The organism is Agromyces sp. Y782 (genome assembly GCF_059445405.1).
Window position 1 is genome coordinate 249,513 of record NZ_JCAIUG010000002.1, and the last position, 19,948, is coordinate 269,460.

Consider the following 19,948-nt stretch of genomic DNA (forward strand, 5'->3'; position numbering starts at 1 on the left):
CTGTTGCTCAAACACTACGACACCGGCTGGCCGGGCCCGTGCCCGTTCACTGTCGGCGGAACCCGTTACCGTTGCCCACATGCAGGCCACCGCGACATCCGCAGCACCACTCCCGAGCATCGTCGATGGCGAGCACGCAGCGGTGTTCGGGGCTCCCGGCAGCGGCAAGACGACTTTTGCGATCGAGCTCGTCGCCGACCGTGTCGAGCGGCTCGGGTACGCCACCGACGAGGTGCTCGTGATCTCGGCGACACGTGTCGCCGCGACCTCGCTGCGCGATCGGCTCGCGGTGCGCCTCGGCATCACGACGAGAGGTCCGCTCGCCCGCACGGCGAACTCCATCGCGTTCCAGCTGGTGCGTGCGTTCACCGGTACATCCGTCACGCTCCTCACGGGCGGCGAGCACGACCAGATCATCGGGGAGCTCATCGACGGCGGCATCCGCGACGGCTTCGGGCCCGAGTGGCCCGACCCGCTGACCCCAGAGGTGCGAGTGCTCCGGGGATTCCGTTCCGAGTTGCGCGACCTGCTCATGCGGGCGGTCGAACACGGTGTCGACGCCGCGGCACTCGCAACGCTCGGCGAGCGTGCCGGCCGGCCCGAGTGGGTCGCCGCCGCTGGCTTCCTCGACGAGTACGACGAGGTGAAGGCGCAGCTGCGGCCGACCCAGTACGACTCCTCAGAGCTCGGTGCGTTCGCGGCGGCGATCGTGAGGCGCAGCATGACGGATGCCTCCGCTGCCGCGGCCCTTGGGGCGCTCGAGCGGGTACGCCTCGTCGTGGTCGACGACGCGCAGGAGGCGACCGAGACGACCGCGGCGCTGCTCGGCGCGTTCGCGGCCCGCGGCGTCGGCGTGGTGGCGCTCGGAGACCCTGACGTGGCATCCAACGGATTCCGCGGCGGGCGGGCCGAGCTGCTCGGCTCACTCGGCTCGGTGCTCGGCGGCGAGTCCGTGCGCCGCGTCGAGTTGCCTGTCGTGCACCGGGGTCGACCCGAGCTGCGTGCGATCGTCCAGTCGGTGAGCCAGCACATCGGAACGGCCCTCGGCGGCACGCATCGCACGGCCGAGCGTCACGCGGCGATCGAGCCCGACCCGCTCGCCGCGGTGCTCGGCATCGAGGTGTCGTCGCACGCTGCCGAGTGCCAGGCCGTTGCGGCCGTGTTGCGAGAGCGTCATCTGCTCGACGGCGTGCCGTGGTCGTCGATGGCAGTGGTGCTGCGCTCCGGCGGCGATGTGCCGGCGTTCGAGCGCGGGCTCGCGCTCGCGGATGTTCCCACCGCCGGCAGCGCCGTGCGAACGGCCCTCCGCGACGCGCCAGCGGCTGCCGCGTTGCTTGCCGCGACGTCTCTGGTGCTCGATCGCGAACCGCTCACGCTCGAACTCGCGGTCACCGTGCTCACGGGGCCGCTCGGCCGGCTCGACAGCGTCGGCCTCCGCCGGCTCCGGCTCGCACTGCGGCATGAAGAGCTCGCGGTCGACGGCTCGCGCACGGCCGACGAACTCCTCGTCGAGGCACTCGAGGTACCCGGCGGCTTCGAGACGATCGACGCGGCCCCGGCACGACGGGCGGCACGCCTGGCCAAGCTCCTCTCGACCGCTCGCGGCGTCGCGCAGCGCGGCGGCACGATCGAAGAGGTGCTGTGGTCGCTCTGGGAGGGCAGCGGCCTGCCCACCGAGTGGGGCGCCCAGGCGGCCGGCACGGGCGTGCTGGCAGAAGAGGCCAACCGTTCGCTCGACGCGGCCGTCGCCCTGTTCGCCGCCGCCCAGCGCTTCGTGGAACGCGAGCCGGATGCTCCGGCCGTGCGCTTCGTCGATGAGGTGCTCGCGAGCGAACTGCCCGAAGACTCGCTCGCGCCGCAACGCTCGGCGGAGACCGTGCTCGTGACCACTCCGCCCGCCGTCATCGGCCGGGAGTTCGACGTCGTCGTCATCGCGGGGCTGCAAGACGGAGTGTGGCCGAACCTGCGCCCTCGGGGCACGCTCCTCCATGCGGCGCTCGTGCCGCGGGTGGTCGCTGCTGCGCGCGCCGGCGCTCCGCTCCCGACACCCGAGACGGTCGCCGAGGCGCGCGCCTCGGTGCGCGGCGACGAACTGCGGTTGTTCGTGCTCGCCGCTTCGCGAGCGAACCGGCAACTCGTGCTGAGCTGCACCGCCAACGACGATGAGCAGCCGTCGATGCTCATGGGGTACGCGACCGAACGCATCAAGGCCGCCCGGCGGCGCCCCCTGCACTTGCGCGGACTCGTCGGCGCGCTGCGCGAAGAGGCGACGAGCGCAGTGCCGGGCGCGGCAACGGGCGAGGTGTCGGCGGCGCTAGCGCTCCTCGCCGAGCAGGGGGTACCCGGCGCGCACCCCGACGAGTGGTACGGACTCGCCGAGCCCTCGACGACGGCGCCACTCGTCGATCTCGACGGCGACCCCGAGGCGCTCGTCGCCGTCTCGCCGTCGCAGATCGACCGCGCTGAAGAGTCGCCGCTCGGCTGGTTCATCGACCATGTCGCCTCCCCGCCATCGGGGCTCGCCGCCTCGATCGGCACGATCGTGCATGCCGTCGTCGAAGAGGCGGGTGCCCGTGACGACGGCGACACGAGTGTCGAGACGCTCTGGGCGGCCGTCGAGGAGCGCTGGCGCGAGTTGCGGTTCGAGGCCGGCTGGGTGGCCGAGCGCGAACGTCGCGGCGCGCGACGCATGGCCGAAGGAGCATCCGATTACCTCGGCAACTTCACCGACGACGGCAAGGTGCTGCTGGGCGCCGAGGGCCGATTCACGCTCATCGTCGATCGCGTGCGCATTTCGGGCACCATCGACCGGGTCGAGGCGTCACCCGACGGCACCACGGTGATCGTCGACCTGAAGACCGGCCGCACGCCGCCCTCGGCGGCGGAGACCGCAGCCCACCCGCAGCTCGCCGCGTACCAGCTGGCCGCTCGGGCCGGGGAGCTGCCCGGCGCCGGCACTCACGGGGGTGCGAAACTCGTCTACCTCGCGAAGCCGACCCGCGGCATGGCCTTCACCGAACGAGCGCAGCAACCGTTCGACGACGATGCAGAGGCGGAGTTCCGAGACCGGCTCGGGGCCGTAGCGCGCACGATGGCGGGCAGCGAGTTCGAGGGACCGGCCGAACTGGGCTACCGCTCGCGCTTCGGCGGCTGGCAGTACCGGGTGCACCTCGTGCCGGCGGTCTCGGCGTGATCGACGCCGCCGACATCGCCGCACGTCTCGGCCTGCACGCGCCCACCGCCGAGCAGCGCGCGGTCATCGAAGCCGATCCGCAGGGGCAGAGCATCGTTGTTGCCGGCGCGGGCAGCGGCAAGACCGAGACGATGGCGAACCGCGTGGTCTGGCTCCTCGCCAATTCCCACGTCGCCGTACCCGAGGTGCTCGGCCTCACTTTTACACGCAAGGCGGCAGGGGAGCTCGCCGAGCGCATCCGGGAGCGCATCGCGCAACTCGTCTCGCTGGGCATTGCAGAGGTGTCTCTCGATCCGCTCGAGTCCGCCTCGGTGGGCACGTACAACGCCTTCGCGAGCGCGATCTACCGCGAGCACGCCATGCTCATCGGTCGAGAACCCGACGCCGCCGTGCTCGGCGAGGCATCCGCGTGGCAGCTCGCGCGCTCGGTTGTCGCGGCGTCGGCCGACCCGCGACTCGTCGAACTCGACGCCTCGCTCGACAAAGTCACGGCGGCGGTGCTCGCACTCAGCCGGGCGCTCGCCGAGAACGTCGTCGACAGCCGCGATGTTCGCGCAATGACCCGCGATTTCCTCGCAATGCAGGGGCTGCCCATCGAGGCTCCGCGCAAGCGCACCGACTTCACCTCGTTCGTCGACGCGCTCGGCGTCGTCGGCGCACTGCCGCCGATGCTCGAACTCGCCGACGCGTACTCAGCGGCGAAGCAGCAGAAGGGCTTCGTCGAGTTCTCCGACCAGGTGGCGCTCGCCCTCGCGATCTGCGAGGGGCACCCAGAGGTGGTCGCCGAGCATCGCGAGCGGTACCGCACCGTGCTCCTCGACGAGTACCAAGACACGAGTGTCGTTCAGACCCGGCTGCTCGCCACGCTGTTCGGCGGGCACGCCGTGATGGCGGTGGGCGACCCCGACCAGTCGATCTACGGATGGCGCGGGGCGAGCGCCGCGAACCTCGCACGCTTCGGGCCCGACTTCGCGGTCGCCGGTGACGCCGCCGTGTACGACCTCTCCACGAGCTGGCGCAATCCGCGGGTCGTGCTCGACGCGGCGAACACGCTCATCCAGCCGCTCGATGCCGGCATCCCGAAGGCGCCGCTGGGTGCGTCGCCGTTCGCACAGCCGGGGCGACTGGATGCCGCGTGGGCGGAGACCATCGAGCACGAGGCCGAACTCGTGGCGACGTGGTTCCACGAGCGACTCGGGCGCGGCCCGAACGGCGGCCCGCGTGAGGGAGCCCGGAGTGGGGCGCTGCTCTGTCGCACCTTCGCCAACGTCGGCGTCTTCACGGCGGCGCTGCGGGCGAAAGGGGTTCCGGTGCACGTGCTCGGCATGGCGGGCCTCCTCGATCAGCCCGTGATCGCCGACCTCGTCTGCGTGCTCCGGGTACTCAACGACCCGACGGCGGGCTCAGAGCTCGTGCGAGTACTCGGTGGTGCCCGCTGGCGCATCGGATCCGCCGATCTCGCTGCGCTGCACGGGCTTGCGAAGTGGCTCGCCGACCGCGACCTCGCCACCCGACGGCTCGGCGACGAGGTGCGAGCGGGGCTTCGCGCCTCAATCGCGCCCGACGAGTCGCCGTCGATCGTCGACGCTCTCGACTTCCTGCTCGTGGCACCCGACTCGCACTCCGCGCTCGCCCGGTTCAGCGACGTGGGGCTTGCGCGCATGCGTCGGGCCGGTGCGCAGCTCCAGTCGCTGAGACGGCGCGCAGGGCTCGGCCTCATCGACTTCGTCAGCCTCGTGCAGCAGGAAATGCTGCTCGACATCGAGGTCGCGGCCAATGCCGCGCAGCCCCTCGGTGCACCGAGCCTCGAGGCGTTCGACGAACTGCTCGCCGGATTCGCGGAGGTCTCGGAGCACCCCACACTCGGCGCGTTCCTGGGCTGGCTCACCGAAGCCGAGCAGCGCGACCGGCTCGCGCCCCGGCAAGACGAACCCGAGCCGGGCGCCGTGCAGGTGCTCTCGATCCACGGATCGAAGGGCCTCGAGTGGGACGTCGTGGCGATACCGCGCATGGTCGACGACGAGTTGCCGTCCAAGCCTCGATCTTCGAAAGGATGGCTCGCCTTCGGCGAGTTGCCCAACGAGTTCAAGGGCGACGCCGATGAGCTGCCCGAGCTGGCGTGGCGAGGCTCGCAGAGCCAGGCGGACTTCGACCGTGCGGTCACCGCGTTCGCAGCAGAGAATCGCGAGCGTCATGCCGAAGAGGAGCGGCGCCTCGCCTACGTCGCGCTCACTCGCACGCGCAGCGACCTCCTCGTGTCGGGCTCGTGGTGGGCGGGCCAGAAGGCGCCGCGAAAGCCCAGCCCCTTCCTTCGCGAACTCGTGACCGCCGGCGTGCTCGAGGCGAGCGTGTTTCCCGTGGCACCCGAGTCCGATGAGAATCCGCGGTCAGGCTCGACCGAGCGCGTGCGCTGGCCGCTCGACCCGCTGGGTACTCGTCGGCACGCCGTCACCGCGGCGGCGACCGCGGTGCGCGCCGCGGCCGAACGCCCGAGCGGCGAGGGCATCGGCCCGGTTCTGGCCGATCGCATCCGGATGCTCCTCGAAGAGCGCCGCCTCCGCGCCGAGGGACTCGCGAACGCCGAGGTGCCCGTGCGCGTGCCGGCATCCCGGTTCAAGGACTACGTCGACGACCCTGTTGCCGTCGCCGCGCAGCTGCGCAGGCCGATGCCGCAGCGCCCGTTCCGGGCCACCCGCATCGGCACCCTGTTCCACCAGTGGGTCGAGCAGCGGTCGACGGGCGAGTTCGAGACTGCGGCGATCGATGCGCTCGACGGTCTCGATGCCTTCGCCGAGCTCGACGCGACCCGTGACCGTGGCGTCACCGACGCCTCACCCGAGCGGCTGCGCACACTGCAGACGACCTTCGAGGCGTCCGAGTGGGGCGGCCGCAAGCCGTCCGCCGTCGAGATCGAGCTGCATCTGCCGATCGGTGACAACGTCTTCGTCTGCAAGCTCGACGCGGTCTACGAGGTGGCGCCCTCGAGCGAACTCGGGCGTCGCGGCATCCGCTACCAGGTCGTCGACTGGAAGACGGGCAAGGCGCCGCGTGACGCGCACGACCTCGAGCTGAAGCAGACGCAGCTCGCGCTCTACCGACTCGCGTACGCCAACTGGGCCGGCATCGAGCCCGGGCAGATCGACGCCGTGTTCTACTTCGTCGAAGACGACCGGGTCATCCGGCCCGATGCGATCTACGACGAAGCGGCGTTGCGACGCGCGTGGGCGTCGGTCGCGGCATCCGGAGCGGCTCCGACGTCGGTGGCGGCCTCGCCGTCTCGCTGAGGTGCTGCGCCACCTTCACTCTCGGGCGTTGCGTCACCCCAGTCCGAGAGATCGAGCGGAATCGGGGCGGTGGCGTCGAACGGTGCGGTGTCGCGTTCGCCCGCCTCGCGACGTTCGAGTTCTGAGAAGTCGTAGCTGTCGGTCAGGAGGCTCGCCCCGCCTTCGCGCGGCAGAGTCTCCCGCGGCGTTTCGTCGAGGAGTCGCTCGACGTCGCCGACCGTGAGGATCGGGCCGGTCTCGGGCGAGAGGGGCTCGCTCGAGCGATCGTGCACGCTCTCGACGAGCCCGTCGAGCAGCGCGACGGCGTCGGTGATGATGGCATCGTCGCGCACTTCGACACCGTGCAGCAGCCACCTCGCGAGCTCCAGCTCGCCGTAGAGCAGCGCGCGCTGCGGCAGGTGCGCGTCGGCGCCGCCATCGCGCGCGCCGAAGTAGCCGTCGAGGGCGCGCTCGGCTGCGGTCCCTCGCGAGGTGAGCAGCCAGTGCATATCGCGTGCCGGGTCGCCCTGGGCGAGCGCCGACCACCCGATGAGGCCGGTCACCGTCTCGCCGTCGACGAGCAGCGAGTCGGCGGCGAGTGCCCCGTTGATGACGGTAGGGCGGAAGCGCCAGAGGGAGGCGTCGTCGGTCGCTTCCTCCCAGCGTCGCAGCAGGGCGGCGGGCAGGTGGCCGGTGTCAGCGGCGCGATCGATGACGTCGACGACGGCGTCATGCGCTTCGTCGGCGGTCTGCCGCGGCAGGCCGGCGTCGGCGATGAACGCGCTCGGCAGGTTGTGCACCGCGGCGAGGGCGAGGCCGACCGAGGTGGCGATGCCGTCGTGCTCGGTGAGCTCGTCAGCAGTTCGAGCAGCTCCGGGCACGTAGCTCGTGACGACCGCACGGGTGCCGTCGATCGGTGCTTGGCCGACCACTTCGGGAACGCCGAACGGCATGAGCGAGCGGATGCCGTGGGTGAGCGCACGGAGCGCGACGAGATCGGCCGACTGCTCGGATTCGGCGGCTTGCGATCGTGGAATCCGCAGCACCAGCAGACGATCGTCGGTGCTCCGGAGGAGTACGGCGTCGAACGCGCCGTGACTCTTCCGAGTGTGCGAACGAACCGCTCGCACCTCGAGACCGGGCACCGCCGCCGTGGCCAACGCGGCTAGAGTGAGTGGAGATCTGGCCATGGCACACAGCTTAAGCAGGCAATCGCGGCTGTGGGCGACCGCCACGCCTTCCGGCCGACTCCGACTCCGAACCGGGCATCGAGAGGTGGCATGTGACCGAACCGACATCGCCGGTGTTCGCGCGTTCGACGATCGACCGGGATGCCGCGTCGCGGGCCGATCCAGGGCTCGAGGCGTCGCTCGATGCCGACCCCGAGACCCGCGTCATCGCCGTGCACCGAGGCCGCGCCCTCATCGCCGAGCGGGTCGAAGGTTCGGCGCCGGCGCTGCAGCTGGCAGGCCCCACGGGCATGCCGTCGCCCCTGCTGCGCTGTTATCTTGGCCGCGAGGCAGGCGTCAGGTTCGAGCTGCGGGTCTTCGACGAGGATGCCGCGGGCATCATCGAACCCGAAAGTGCACGCTGGCAGGGCCTGCGTGACGCGGCGCCGGTGCTCGGCGAACGGGATGCGAGCCTCTTCGTCGAGGCGCTGGCGCTCGCCAACTGGCATGAGCGGCACGTGCGGTGTCCCCGATGCGGGGCGGAGACCGAGAGCGTGCAGGCGGGCTGGTCCAGGCGCTGCAGCGCCGAAGGCAGCCAGCACTTCCCGCGTACCGATCCGGCCGTGATCGTGCTCGTGACCGACGACGACGACCGGGTGCTGCTCGGCTCGAACGCGCTCTGGGCGCAGCACAGGTTCTCGCTGCTCGCGGGCTTCGTCGAGCCCGGCGAGACGCTCGAGGCCGCCGTCATCCGTGAGATCCAGGAGGAAGCCGGCATCGAGGTCGATCGGGTCGAGTACGTCGCATCCCAGCCGTGGCCGTTCCCCGCGAGCCTCATGCTCGGCTTCAGTGCGCGGGTGGCGCCGTCGGTCGCCCCGTCGTCGGCGGTGCCCGATGGCGAGGAGATCCTCGAGCTGCGCTGGTTCACGCGCGGCGAACTCGCTGCCGCGCGTGCCGACATCGGCCTGCCGGGCGAGACCTCGATCGCACGATGGTTGCTCGAGCGCTGGTACGGCGGCCCCCTCGACCCCGAGGGGATCGGGCCCGCATGGTCGACATCGTGACCACGGCATCCGACCCGCTGCTCGATGCGCTCGACGACGAGCAGCGCGTCGCGGCCGAGGCCCTGCTCGGCCCGGTGTGCGTGCTCGCGGGCGCCGGCACGGGCAAGACGCGGGCGATCACGCACCGCATCGCCTACGGGGTGGCGTCGGGCGCCTACGACCCCGCGCGCGTGATGGCGCTCACCTTCACGTCGCGAGCTGCCGCCGAGCTGCGGGCGCGGCTTCGGGCGCTCGGTGCAGGCGGGGTGCAGGCGCGCACGTTCCACGCGGCTGCGCTGGCGCAGTTGAACCACTTCTGGCCCATCGTCGTCGGCGGGGGTGCGCCGCGGGTGCTCGAGTACAAGGGCCGATTGCTCGGCCAGGCCGCCGAACGCGCACGAGTCCGAGTCGACGCGGCGACGCTGCGCGATGTCGCGGCTGAGATCGAGTGGCGCAAGGTCGCCTGCGTCGGACCCGACGCGTACACGGCGCGGCTCGCCGCCCGTGGCGCTCCCGGCGATCTCACGTCGGAGCAGTTCCTCGCCGTCGTCGACGCCTATGAGTCACTGAAAGACGAGCGGCGCATGCTCGACTTCGAAGACGTGCTGCTCGCGACGGCGGGCATGATCGAGTCCGAGGCATCCGTGGCCATGCATGTGCGCGAGAGCTATCGGCACTTCATCGTCGACGAGTATCAAGACGTCTCGCCTGCCCAGCAGCAGTTGCTCGACCTCTGGCTCGGAGGCCGCCGCGATCTGTGCGTCGTGGGCGACGCGAGCCAGACGATCTACTCGTTCGCCGGTGCGAGCGCCGACTACCTGCTCGACTTCGAGCGGCGGTTCGAGGGCGCGACTGTCGTGCGCCTCGAGCGCAATTACCGGTCGACGGCGGCGATCATCGACGTCGCGAACCGGCTCATGCGCGGTCGTGCCGGTGCCCTCCGGCTCGAGGCGGTCACCGGCGAAGCGGATGCGCCGGCCCCGGCCCTGGCGCCGGCGGCGACCGCCGAACCGACGATCGTCGAGTACGCCGACGACCTCGCCGAGGCGCGTGGCGTCGCGACTCGCATTCGGGCACGTATCGATGCGGCCATCCCGCCCGAGTCGATCGCGGTGCTCATGCGCGTGAACTCTCAGTCGGCGATCCTCGAGCGCGCGCTCGAGGAGGTCGGCGTCGGGTCGCGGGTGCGCGGCGCCGCGCGGTTCTTCGACCAGCCCGAGGTGCGCGAGGCGGTGCACGCATTGCGCGCGGCGGCACTCACGATCGCGGGCGAGCCGCTGTTCAAGTCCGTCAGCGATGTGTTGCGCGCGCTCGGCTGGACCGCACAGGCTCCCGACGGGCCCGGCGCGGTGCGCGCCCGCTGGGAGTCGCTGAACGCGATCGCCCGGCTCGTCGACGACGCGCCTGCGGGCACCACGTTCCGCACCTTCGCCGACGAGCTGCGCGCCCGCGCCGAGGCGCAGCACGAGCCGACGGTCGCCGCCGTGACGCTCGCGACCCTGCACTCAGCCAAGGGCCTGGAGTGGAACGAGGTGTACATCGTCGGCCTCACCGAAGGCATGCTCCCGATCGCATATGCGAAGGGGCTCGAGGCGATCGACGAGGAGCGGCGGTTGCTGTACGTCGGCATCACGCGGGCACGGCAGCGCCTCGAGCTGAGCTGGCCGCGGCAGGGCGGCGGATATCGAGGCGAACGGGAGCCGTCACGGTTCCTGCAGGAGCTCGGCACCCGCACTCGGGATGCGCCGGGTGGTGCGTCTGCTGCACGCGGGCGCCGGGCTGCGCGAGCCTGAGCGAGGCGTCGCGCAGTCGCTCGAGCCCGTGCGAGAGTCGATCATCGACGAGGGATGCCGCCAGTGCGGCGGCATCGTGCGCCGCCCGCGGCGTGCAGCTCGCCGCCGGCCGACCCGCGAGTTGGGCTGCGACCACCGGCCACGCCGTGTCTTGGTCGCGCCGTGCGAGGTCGAGGCAGCGCAGGCACGGGCCGCGGCCGGGCTCGACGAGCGGACCGACGCGCGTGCCCGCATCGTCGAAGACGACGGCGAGGTGGGGTACGTCGCCGCGCAGCCAGGGCAGGTGCCTGGCGGGGGAGATCACCCACGGGGCGACGATGACGGCGAGTGCGATGGGGGCGGGGTCGGCTGCGGCAGCGGCCTCGTCGGCGGGCAGCGTCTCGTAGTCGAGGGCGGCGAGGTTCGCCGCGAGCAGGCGCGAGATGGCCGGTGGCGCGTCGAGGGCGACCAGGCGCGACGAGCGAGCGGATGCCGCGGCATCCGCTCGTTCCGGCGCGGGAGCCGATGCGGTGTCTGCGGTCGTCTCGTGCGCGGTCTCGGGTGCTGCCTCGAACGTCGGCGCGAGCACGTCGAGCAGCGTCCGCACGTCGTGCGGCGAACCTCCGAGCCCCCCACCGATCGTCTGCAGCGTGCGCACCGAGACGCCGTGCCGCAACGCCGTGATCAGTCCGATCTCGAACTCACCCGGCTCGCTCAGCACCACGCGCGGCGTGGCTCCGAGCTGCAGCTCGGTCGGCGTGCGCCACACGAGGGGGAGGTTCGGATCGATGCGCGGTGACATGCCGAGAGCTTGCCCGAATCGCGCGAGCCACCGCGGAATTCCTCCACAGGCTGGGCCCGAAACGGCCTGCCGCTGCCACTCAGGCGGTCGGCTCCTCGCCGTCTTCGCCCGGCGCCGCCGGCGTCTCACCGCGGAGGAGCTGCTCGAGCGCCTGGTCGAACTCGTCGTCGGCTTCGGCCTCGGCCGTGTCGGTGCCGGTGAGGCGCGCGACGAGGCGAGCCGGGTCGTCGAGGTCTTCCGAGGTCGGCAGGAGGTCGGGGTGGGCCCAGAGCGCGTCTCGCGCCTCGACGCCGACGGCATCCGTGACGGCCCGCCACATGGCGGTCGCGTCGCGAAGGCGGCGGGGGCGCAGCTCGAGGCCGACGAGCGTCGCGAACGCGGACTCAGCCGGACCGCCTGAGGCGCGACGACGACGGATCGACTCCGCGATCGCGTCGGACTTCGGCAGTCGCCCGGTCGCATCGGCCGTGGCCGCGTCGACCCAGCCCTCGACGAGGGCGAGCATCGTCTCGAGCCGCGCGAGCGCGGCCTGCTGCGGTTCGCTCTTCGCCCGGATGAGGGCGCCGTTGACGACGGCGTTGCGGAGTTCTTCGGTGTTCGAGGGGTCGAACCCCTCGGCGAGCTCTTCGAGCCGCTCGGTGTCGATGTCGATGCCGCGGGCGAAGGCCGTGATCGCGGTGATCAGGTGGAGGCGCAACCACCGTGCGTGCCGGAAGAGCCGCGCGTGCGCGAGTTCGCGTACGGCGAGGTAGAGCTCGACCTGGTCGGTCGGAATGTCGAGGTCTTCGCCGAAGGCCGCCGCGTTCTGCGGCAGGATCGCTGCACGTCCGTCGTCGAGGAGCGGAATGCCGATGTCGCCGCCTGAGACGACCTCGGTTGCGAGCTGGCCGACGACCTGCCCGAGCTGCATGGCGAAGAGCGCACCGCCGATGCCGCGCATCATGCGACTCGCGCCCTCGATCATCTGCCGCATCTCTTCGGGCGCCTGCTCGCTCATGACGCGGGTCAGCGCATCGGAGATGGAGAGCGCGACGGGCTCGGCCAGTTGCGACCAGATGGGCATCGTCGCGGTGACCCATGCACGTCGGGTGAGCAGCTCGGGGGTGCCGGGCAGTGCGCCGAAATCGACTGCCTCATCGAGCCAGAGGGATGCCACTTGGAATGCCTGGTCGAGTCGGGCGCTCTCTTCGTCGCCGATCTGACGCTGGCCGGTTGCGGCGCGCTCTTCACCCTGGCGAATCGCGACGCTCCAGTCGATGCCGTCGTCGGCGCGGTTCATCGCTTGCTGCAACTGGCCGAACAGCGCCGCGAGGCTCGCCGGGTCGTTGGGCAGACCTGCGGCGCCCGCGAGGCTCGACGGATCGATGCCGCCGGCACCCGAGAGCAGCTCACTGAGCATCTCTCGGAACTCGTCTTCGGGGCTCCGGTCGTCGGGCTCATCATGCCGATCGGCCACTCTCGCCACCTCCCAGTCGCGTTACATCAACCGTAACGCCGCGGCACGGCCGCATGTCTGGGAAATGGCCTAGGCTGGGCGTTCCGGGTGTCCGCCCTTCGCGAACAGCGTCGACCCCGGCGCGTGCAACAGCGACGACCCGTCGCCCCGGAAGGATGATCGGATGGCCCTCTTCTCCGACGAGCCGTCGGCGTCGTCTTCGCCGTCGGCACGCCCCGGCCGCCGTTCGCGCGCCGAACGCATCGGCTGGAGCGCCCTCGCGATCGCGATCGTGATCGGCATCGTCTTCGCGCTGATGCCGTCGCCGTACGTGATCGAGCAGCCCGGCCCCGTCTACGACACCCTCGGCGTGGCCGAGAACGGTGACGACGAAGAAGTTCCGCTCATCGAGATCCCCGATGAGACCACCTACCCCACCGACGGCGAGCTCAATCTGCTCACCGTCTCGATCGTGGGTCGGCCCGGTCAGACGCCGAACTGGCTCGAGGTCATCGCCGCCTGGCTCGACCGCACGCGTTCGGTCGTGCCCGTCGAGGCGATCTTCCCTCCGGGCGTCAGCAACGAAGACCGCGACGCCCAGAACTCGGCCGCGATGGTCGATTCGCAACAAGACGCGATCGCGGCCGCGCTCGTCGAGCTCGGCTACGACTTCCCACGCGAGGTGACGGTCGCCGGTCTCCTCGAGGGCTCGCCGGCCGAGGGCATCATCGAGGAGGGCGACATCATCGTCTCCCTCGACGGCACACCGGTCAACTCGATCGGCGAGCTCCAGGCGGCGGTGGGCGAGCACGGCTCGGATGCTCCTGCGCAGATCGAGCTCGTCCGTGACGGCAGCCCGCTCACCGTCGAGGTGGTCCCCGTCTCCCGAGACGGCGTCGCAGTGCTCGGCGTGGGTGTGCGCATGCACTACGAGTTCCCGATCGATGTCGAATTGCAACTCGACAACGTGGGCGGACCGAGCGCGGGCATGATGTTCGCTCTCGGCATCGTCGACAAACTGACGCCCGATGCGATGACGGGCGGCGAGATCGTCGCGGGCACGGGAACGATCGACTCGTCGGGCGACGTGGGCGCCATCGGCGGCATCCGTCAGAAGCTCTGGGGCGCTGAAAGGGCCGGTGCCGACTGGTTCCTCGCTCCCGAGGCGAACTGCGACGAAGTCGCCGGGCACGTTCCCGATGGACTCACCGTGTTCGCGGTGACGACCCTCGATGAGGCCCGCCAGATCGTCGAAGACCTCGCCGACGGAGAGGTCACGGGCTCGTACCGAGCCTGCCCGGCCGCCTGAACAGCCGATTCCAAGGAACGCGACTCTAGGATGGAGTCTCGATCCCAACCCGACCGAACACGAGGCCGAGAGTGTCAGCACAACCGCACGAACCGAGGACTCAGCGCCGTCGCGCGCCGATCGCCATCACGATCGGTGTGGTGGCAGTTCTCGTCATCGCGTTCTTCGCCTTCGCCGGGGTCTACGCCGACGTGCTCTGGTACGACCAGCTCGGCTTCCTCTCGGTGCTCACCACCGAGTGGGTCGCCCGCATCGTGCTCTTCGCGATCGGCTTCTTCGCCATGGCGCTGCCGGTGTGGGGGTCCATTCAGATCGCGTATCGTTCGCGTCCGGTGTACGCGAAGCTGAATTCACAGCTCGACCGCTACCAAGAGGTCTTCGAGCCCCTGCGCCGGCTCGCGATGTACGGCATCCCCGTGGTGCTCGGCATCTTCGCGGGCGTCTCGGCGTCCAGTCGCTGGGAACTCACCCTCGCGTGGCTGAACCGCACGCCGTTCGGCACGACCGATCCGCAATTCGGCTTCGACGTGGGCTTCTTCGTCTTCGAACTCCCCTTCTTCCGCGCGATCGTGGGCTTCGCCTCGGCCGTCGTGCTGCTCTCGGTGCTGCTCGTCATCGCAACGAACTACCTCTACGGTGCGCTGCGGGTCAGCGGCCGCGAGGTCGTCATCTCGAAGTCCGCCCGCATCCAGATCGCGGTCACCGCGGGTCTCTATCTGCTGCTCCAGGCCGTCAGCATCTGGCTCGACCAGTACGCGACCGTCACCGAGACCGGTTCGCTCTTCACGGGTGCCTCGTATACCGATGTCAATGCGACGATCCCCGGCCGAGGCATCCTCGCAGCCATCGCGGCCGTCGTCGCCATCCTGTTCTTCATCACGGCCATCATCGGCCGTTGGCGTCTGCCACTCGTCGGCACCGCGCTGCTGATCGTTTCCAGCCTCCTCATCGGCTCGCTCTACCCGTGGGTCGTGCAGCGGTTCCAGGTCGACCCGAGCGCTCGCTCGCTCGAAGAGCCGTACATCCAGCGCAATATCGACCTCACTCGGGATGCCTACGGCGTCGCCGACGTCGAAGAGATTCCGTTCGAGGCGAAGACCGATGCCGAGTCCGGCGCGCTGCGTGCGGATGCCGCAACGACGGCGAGCATCCGCCTCATGGATCCGCTCGTGATCTCGCCGGCCTTCCAGCAGCTCGAACAGTTCCGCCAGTACTACCAGTTCCCCGAACAGCTCGACGTCGACCGCTACGAGATCGATGGCGCGACGCAAGACACGGTCGTCGCCGTGCGAGACGTGAAGATCTCGGGCCTCGGTGACGCAGAGACCTGGTTCAACTCGCACCTCGTCTACACGCACGGGTACGGGCTCGTGGCTGCTGCAGGCAACCAGCGCTCAGTCGACGGGCAACCCGTGTTCCTGCAGTCCGGCATCCCGTCATCGGGCGTGCTCGGCGACTTCCAGCCGCGCGTGTACTTCGGAGAGGGCTCGCCGCCCTATTCGATCGTCGGTGCGCCGACGGATGCCAAGCCGATCGAGCTCGACTACCCGTCGGGCACCGAGGGCGCCGATCAGACCCAGACGACGTTCGATGGCAACGGCGGTCCGAAGCTCGACAACGCGTTCACGAAACTCGTCTACGCGCTGAAGTTCCAGTCAGAGCAGATCTTCCTCTCCGACCAGGTCTCGACCGACTCGCAGATCCTCTACGACCGCGAGCCGCTCAAGCGGGTGCAGAAGGTCGCGCCGTACCTGACGCTCGATTCCGACGTCTACCCCTCGGTCGTCGATGGGCGCATCGTGTGGATCGTCGACGGATACACGCTCTCCGACCAGTATCCGTACTCCAACAAGGTCAGCATGAGCGACGCGATCGCCGACAGCGAGGGGCTCGCCCCCACTCTGGCGTTCGACGAGATCAACTACATCCGCAACTCCGTCAAGGCGACGGTCGACGCCTATGACGGCACCGTCAAGCTCTACGCGTGGGACGACGAGGACCCGATCCTCCAGACCTGGCAGAAGGTCTTCCCGACGACGATCGAGCCGATGAGCGAGATGTCGGGCGACCTCATCAGCCACGTGCGCTACCCGTCCGACCTGTTCAAGGTGCAGCGCTCGGTGCTCGGCCGCTACCACGTGACCGAGGCGATCCCGTTCTACTCGCGTGAAGACGCCTGGACGACGCCGAAGGACCCGACCGCCGAGACCGGCAGCACGTTGCTGCAGCCGCCGTACTACTTGACCATGCAGATGCCGGGTCAAGACGCTCCGAGCTACTCGCTGTACTCGACGTTCATCCCTGAGGCGCGCGGCGACCAGAGTCGGAACGTGCTTCGCGGCTACCTTGCGGTGGATGCCGATGCCGGCGACGCCGACGGAAAGCGCGCAGAGGGGTACGGCGACCTGAGACTCCTGACCCTGCCTGAAGACGACAACGTGCCCGGCCCAGGCCAGGTGCAGGCGAAGTTCAACTCCGACCCCACGGTCTCCCAGTCGCTGAACCTGCTGAAGCAGGGGCAATCGAACGTGATCAACGGCAACCTGCTGACGGTGCCGGTGGGCGGCGGCCTGCTGTACGTGCAGCCCGTGTTCGTCGAGTCGACCGGAAACACCAGCTATCCGCTGTTGCAGAAGGTGCTCGTCGCCTTCGGCGACCAGATCGCGTTCCAAGACACGCTCGACCTTGCGCTCGACGTGCTCTTCGGCGGCGATTCCGGCGCAGACGCGGGCGACAACGAGGTGGATCCCGGCGCAGAGCCGACTCCGCCGGCCGAGGGCGATGAGCCCGCCACGCCGGTGACGCCGACCGACGAAGTGCAGGCACTGCTCAACCAGGCGTCGCAGGCGCTGAAGAACAAGCAGGCCGCGCTCGCCGAGGGTGACTGGACGGCGTACGGCGCCGCCGACGCCCAACTTGCCGAGATCATCGCGCAGTTGCTCGTGCTGACCTCGGAGGAGTGACATGGGGGTCGACCTGCGGGGCGGCGAATGGCTCGACGACAACCTCGCGAACTGGGATGAACGCGTCGGCGTGCACGTCGCGTCGGAGTTCTACGACCAGGAGCCGCTGCGCAACGGCGGGGGAGTACTCGACCCGATCACGCGAGCGGCGATCGAGCGCCTCTACCCCGACGGGCTCGAGGGCGTGCGGGTGCTGCATCTGCAGTGCCATTTCGGCTCCGACACGCTCTCGCTCGCAAACCTCGGTGCCACCGTCGTCGGCATAGATTTCTCGCCTTCGGCGATCACGGAGGCCCGCCGAATGGCCGAAGAGCTCGGCCTCTCGGAACGTGCGCGGTTCATCGAGGCGAACGTCTACGACGCGCGTCACATGCTGCCCGAGCCCGAGTCGTTCGACCTGGTCTTCACGACCTGGGGCACCATCATCTGGCTTCCGGATGTCGCGGAGTGGGCGCGCATCGTGTCGTGGTTCCTGAAGCCGGGCGGCCGGTTCTATTTCGCCGACGGGCACCCGGCGGCGCTCGTCTTCGAAGGCGATGGCGCTCCTGGCGGCATGCCGACGTTCGCGTATCCGTATGAGAAGGCCGCGCCCGACGTGATCGACGACTCGAGCGACTATGCCGACCCAGAGGCAGCCCTCGTCAATTCTCGTACGTGGGAGTGGGCGCATCCGCTCAGTGAGGTGTTCGACGCAGTTCACGGCGCCGGCCTCGCCATCGACTCCTTCCAAGAGCACTATCGCGTGCCGTGGCGCATGTTCCCGGCGACGATCGATCTCGGCGAGGGCATGTACGGCTGGCCTGCCGAGCGCTGGCTGCCGTTGTCGTTCGAAATCGTGGCGTCGCCGCAGACGCCCAGGGCCGCGACCGGCAGCTGAGTGCTGCCCGTCGCGGCCGGCCGCGTCGCGAGCTCAGTCGAGCGGGCCCTCGTCTGCGTCGCGGAGTGCGTCGCCCAGCGCGTCGCCGAGCTCGTTGCGGTAGTCACCCGAGAGATCCCACCACATGGCGCCGCCGAAGCCCTGGCTCGCGATCCATTCGGCCTTCGCGGTGACGGACTTCGGGTCGTCGAGGCTCCACCACTCGCCGGTGGCCGCATCGAATCGCCATGAAGCGCCGAGGGCGGGGTCGAAGTAGCCCTCGCCGACGTCGCGGATCTCGTAGTACGGCCTCGTGCCGAGGGAACCTGTGGTCGCCTGCCACGCCGAGTCGCCGACGGTGACCCCGGTCCAGCCTTGGCCGTAGGCGGCCAGGCCCACATTCAGCTGGTCGGGTCGGGCGCCGGCGGCCGTGTACAGGCCGACGGCGTTGTCGATCGCGAGACCCCAGTTGTGGTCGCCGTCTGGGTGCAGATTGCCCTGATGGCCGGTCGTGCCGGTCCAGCCGCCCGCGTAGTCGTAGCCCTGCACGTTCAGCCAGTCGATGACGGCGAAGAGCCGGGGGTCGGTCCAGCCGCCGGCGTTCGTGTTCCAGCCGCCTGCCGGGGCGAAGGCGGTCAGCAGGTACTCCTCGCCGGTCTCTGCGCCGTAGGCGTCGAGCTGTGCGCGGAACTCCTCCATGAGGGCCAGGAAGTTCTCCCGGTCTTCGGGCTTGGCGTTCGCGGTCTCGCCGCCGTTGACCGGCCATTCCCAGTCGACGTCGATGCCGTCGAAGATCCCCGCCGCGGCGCCGGGGCCGCCGAGCGAGCCGACCCGCGGGAGGTTTCCCTTGAGGTACACGTCGATGCACGAGGAGACGAGTTCGGCCCGGCCCGCGGGTGTCGAGGCTGCGGCCGAGAAGTTGTCGGACCAGGTCCAGCCGCCCAGCGAGATGAGCACCTTGGTGTCGGGGCTCTCCTCCTTGAGCTTCCGCAGCTGGTTGAAGTTGCCTGCCAGGCGCTGGTGCTTGTTCGACTTGTCCTTCTTGCCGTCGACCGAGTCGTCGGCCGAGACGAGTCGCAGGTAGTCGTTCTGCGCGTCGCCTTCGCCGGGAACACCGGTGATCTCGCACGTGAGGTTCGCCGTCACGTTGCCGAAGGCGTAGTTGATGTGGGTGACGTCCTCGATGGCTCCCGTGCGCAGGAGGTCTTCGATCTGGTAGTCGCGAGTGACCGGAGTGTCCGACATGAGGTAGCCGACCGAGCGGTACCCGTTGACGTCGGTGGGGCCGGCGGAGTTGGAATGGCCGTGGCCATGGCCATGGCCATGGCCGTGGCCGTTGCCGTTTCCATGAGCGAGGGCGGGGGAGACCGCAGAAGCGGCGAGGAGGGCGGTGGCGGCGGCGGTGATAGCCGCTCCACGGAACAGATGGCGTGGTGACATGTGAATCCTCATCGATCGTTGTCGGGCCATGCCGATCCCGATGGCCGGGACGGCTGAATGCGAACTGTTGCGGTGACAGTACCAACGCCCGGCGCATTTGGAAAGAGTCCTAACAAAGAAAGTGCGAACGAGTTTCTGCGCGCCGAGCAGCAATCGTCACGGTCGGGAATCGGATGCGCCGGAGGCATTCGGGGTCGGGTACGCCCTCGATTGGACGGCTCCTCTGCGCCGTGCTAGAGTCAATTCTTGTGCCGCGGGGTGGAGCAGTTCGGTAGCTCGCTGGGCTCATAACCCAGAGGTCGTAGGTTCAAATCCTGCCCCCGCAACCAACAAGTCCCGGTCAGATTCGATTTCTTGATCCCTACAAAGGGAATGAAGAGTGACTGACTCGGCACAAATCCGGCGCAGCGCCAAGCTGCGCCGGATTTTTTTGTGAAGTCACGACGGGCCCGGGGTGGATCAGTTCCTCGAGCGGCAGTCGCTCGTCTCGTACGCTCACGCTCGGATGCGACGCCGGCCGGACCGTGAATCGATCATCCGCACTTCTTCACGAGCACCCTTGCTGTTCGCATTGGTCGGCTACAGTATCGCCGTGCACACCACGGCCCCCTCGTGTGGCGTGATTGTCAGGCTGGGATCCGGCGAGTGAGATGAGTTCCGAATGGCCACACCGGAGCGAGGTAGGCGTATCGCGAATCGGGTG

The 19,948-nt window shown here is 69.7% G+C and carries 10 protein-coding genes and 1 tRNA gene; 8 read left to right on the forward strand and 3 right to left on the reverse strand.

The genetic code is table 11. From position 1 onward, the window contains the following. The first annotated feature begins 79 nt into the window (after window positions 1-79). Together AC1C2S_RS15415 and AC1C2S_RS15420 are read left to right on the forward strand one after the other, a co-directional pair. A complete protein-coding gene (locus tag AC1C2S_RS15415) occupies window positions 80-3,193 on the forward strand; it encodes a PD-(D/E)XK nuclease family protein (RefSeq protein WP_495353492.1) in 3,114 nt (1,037 codons plus the stop codon). Then, a complete protein-coding gene (locus AC1C2S_RS15420; protein ID WP_495353493.1) occupies window positions 3,190-6,477 on the forward strand; it encodes an ATP-dependent helicase in 3,288 nt (1,095 codons plus the stop codon). Before AC1C2S_RS15415 ends, AC1C2S_RS15420 begins: the two co-directional genes overlap by 4 nt. On the opposite strand, the gene AC1C2S_RS15425 is transcribed toward AC1C2S_RS15420, so the two are convergent. After that, window positions 6,387-7,646, reverse strand: a complete 1,260-nt coding sequence (locus AC1C2S_RS15425) for a phosphotransferase (protein ID WP_495353494.1) — start codon at window positions 7,644-7,646, stop codon at window positions 6,387-6,389. The genes AC1C2S_RS15420 and AC1C2S_RS15425 overlap by 91 nt on opposite strands. A 92-nt stretch (window positions 7,647-7,738) precedes the next feature. On the opposite strand from AC1C2S_RS15425, the gene nudC reads away from it, so the two are divergent. Both nudC and AC1C2S_RS15435 read left to right on the forward strand, forming a co-directional pair. Further along, entirely contained in the window at window positions 7,739-8,689 is a 951-nt protein-coding gene (nudC, locus tag AC1C2S_RS15430; protein ID WP_495353495.1) for an NAD(+) diphosphatase, read from the forward strand. After that, a complete protein-coding gene (locus AC1C2S_RS15435) occupies window positions 8,674-10,461 on the forward strand; it encodes an ATP-dependent helicase (protein WP_495353496.1) in 1,788 nt (595 codons plus the stop codon). The genes nudC and AC1C2S_RS15435 overlap by 16 nt, the downstream gene beginning before the upstream one ends. A gap of 860 nt (window positions 10,462-11,321) precedes the next feature. Here AC1C2S_RS15435 and AC1C2S_RS15440 read toward each other — a convergent pair. Beyond that, window positions 11,322-12,641 (reverse strand): zinc-dependent metalloprotease, encoded by a 1,320-nt coding sequence (locus AC1C2S_RS15440; protein WP_495354405.1) that lies wholly within the window; start codon window positions 12,639-12,641, stop codon window positions 11,322-11,324. A 220-nt stretch (window positions 12,642-12,861) separates the two neighbouring features. On the opposite strand from AC1C2S_RS15440, the gene AC1C2S_RS15445 reads away from it, so the two are divergent. The 3 genes from AC1C2S_RS15445 to AC1C2S_RS15455 all read left to right on the forward strand — a co-directional run bounded on the left by AC1C2S_RS15445 (window position 12,862) and on the right by AC1C2S_RS15455 (window position 17,826). Beyond that, the gene (locus AC1C2S_RS15445) at window positions 12,862-13,986 is read left to right on the forward strand and encodes a YlbL family protein (RefSeq protein WP_495353497.1); all 1,125 of its coding nucleotides are present in this window, start codon (window positions 12,862-12,864) and stop codon (window positions 13,984-13,986) included. Window positions 13,987-14,057: 71 nt separating this feature from the next. Beyond that, window positions 14,058-16,949, forward strand: a complete 2,892-nt coding sequence (locus tag AC1C2S_RS15450; protein WP_495353498.1) for a UPF0182 family membrane protein — start codon at window positions 14,058-14,060, stop codon at window positions 16,947-16,949. Between the two features lies 1 nt (window position 16,950). Then, a complete protein-coding gene (locus tag AC1C2S_RS15455) occupies window positions 16,951-17,826 on the forward strand; it encodes a class I SAM-dependent methyltransferase (RefSeq protein ID WP_495353499.1) in 876 nt (291 codons plus the stop codon). Between the two features lie 33 nt (window positions 17,827-17,859). Here AC1C2S_RS15455 and AC1C2S_RS15460 read toward each other — a convergent pair whose 3' ends face one another. Further along, entirely contained in the window at window positions 17,860-19,245 is a 1,386-nt protein-coding gene (locus AC1C2S_RS15460) for a glycoside hydrolase family 18 protein (protein WP_495353500.1), read from the reverse strand. 252 nt (window positions 19,246-19,497) lie between these two features. Here AC1C2S_RS15460 and AC1C2S_RS15465 point away from each other — a divergent pair. Continuing rightward, a tRNA-Met gene (locus AC1C2S_RS15465) sits at window positions 19,498-19,574 on the forward strand. Window positions 19,575-19,948: the final 374 nt, after the last annotated feature.